Below are 1,702 nucleotides of genomic sequence, written 5' to 3'. Positions count from 1 at the left end.
CAATAAATTGGCATTGACAATGTGCACGCTGTTGAGTTCTCAAGGACCAGACGCACCCCCCACTCGACTCCCAGAAGGAGCTCCGCCAGAGGGGCTTGGATTCTCGACACCAGACACCGAGCCGTACAGCTCGTCGTCGTGATGGTTGGTTGCCGAGCGGGACCCCGTCCGGACTGCATCCCCGTGTCTTCGACCCGGTGACCGTCTCGGCCGTTCCGTTCTCCGCCTCAGCGGCAACGAGGTACAACCTTACGCGGAGGTGAACGTACTGCCAAGTGGGGCCGCATCTCGGGCGTGTCGCGCCCATCGCCTCGACTCAGCCGGATGACACGGGTGGACGGGACGGCGGGATCCGAGCCGGCTCAGGGAGAGGCTGGCGCTCGAGCAGGGCCACCATCTCCTCGATCTCTGCATCGGGAAAGCCGGCAGCCGGACGTCGTCGCCCCGTCGCTCGGAACCCGTGGCGGGCGGTGAAGCGGCGCGCGGGCTCGCCCTCCGGTGCGCGGTCGACCCAGAGTCGGATGGACGGTGCCTGGAGCGATACCCACGCGAGGACCTCCGCCAGCAGAGCATCCCCGACCCCGTTCGCGCGCCCCCGAGCTCTTTCGCGTACGAAGACACCGGTGAGCAGGGCGCCGGCGCCGTCGGCACTGCGCACCTGGCCGGACATGATGCCGAGCCACGCGCCATCCTCCGCGACTGCCACCACACTGGTCGTGTCGGTCCCGGTGCCGCGACGCCCCCGAGTGCGCCACGCATCCTCGGACATCGCAAGGGTGGTCGGGAGGTCTGCGCCGTAGGAAACCGGGTTCTCTGCGGCGTTCTCGAGCCGGAGGGCGCGCACCGACTGCCAGTCCAGCTCCTCCGTTCTCCGGATGGTGAAGTCCCGACCTGGGAGACCTGCGCGCCGCACCAGCAGGGGGACGCCGCTCCTCGACCACCACGTCGGCGAGACGAACCCAGAAGACATTCCCCCGTGTGCAAATCGTTCGACGTACACGCCGGTCCCCACCCGATCCGACATCGCACGCCCGATTTCAGCAACGAAGGCCACCCGCAGCTGCGCTTCGAGCGCTCCTCCTGTGGCCGACAACGAGACCGCTCTGAACCGCTCGCCGAGCGCCCGCCACAACCACGGATCACCGCGACTGCCCCACTGGTCCGGCTCGTCGCGGAAGAGATCACCGATGCGTCCTGCCACGACCTGATGGTGCCCCATCCCGCGGCGGCACGCCACCTCCGGCGGACGAACGCCGAGAGAGCCGTGACACGACGACCGAAGGCTCGGACCACGGCCGCGACCGAGGGGAGCACGGCGCGCGCGAGGACCACAGCACGCAGCGCAGACCGAGGCAGGACACGCTGTGTCGCAGAAGTGAGCGATCCTGCGGAGACAACTCAGCACGACCGCTGCGGGGCAGCCAGGATCCACGACTCCGTGCGGTTGAAGACGACCACCCCGCGGTGGCCACCGGCACCACACGATCCCGGGCGCGGATCGATGAGCGTCTCGCGTACCGCGGCTCCACCCCGACCCATCCGATCAGCCTCGAGGCGAAGAGTTCCCCGGAACGCAGGAAACCCCTGACCGATCACGGTCAGGGGTGTCCTGGTGTTGCTGGAGTTTGAGTCCGGCGGCGTCCTACTCTCCCACAAGGTCCCCCTTGCAGTACCATCGGCGCTGAGAGGCTTAGCTTCCGGG

At 68.3% G+C, this 1,702-nt stretch carries 1 protein-coding gene and 1 rRNA gene; both read right to left on the bottom strand.

Annotated features, from left to right (window positions below):
- Positions 1-316: 316 nt before the first annotated feature.
- Complete coding sequence (locus ABIC52_RS16180; RefSeq protein ID WP_354027815.1) at positions 317-1,201, bottom strand: GNAT family N-acetyltransferase; 885 nt, start codon at positions 1,199-1,201, stop codon at positions 317-319.
- A gap of 428 nt (positions 1,202-1,629) precedes the next feature.
- A 5S ribosomal RNA gene (gene rrf / locus ABIC52_RS16175) occupies positions 1,630-1,702 on the bottom strand; the annotation flags it as partial.

This window comes from Curtobacterium oceanosedimentum, from assembly GCF_040545555.1.
Classification (GTDB): Bacteria; Actinomycetota; Actinomycetes; order Actinomycetales; family Microbacteriaceae; genus Curtobacterium.
Note: the sequence above shows the minus strand (reverse complement) of the source record. Positions and strands in the feature narration are given on the sequence as shown.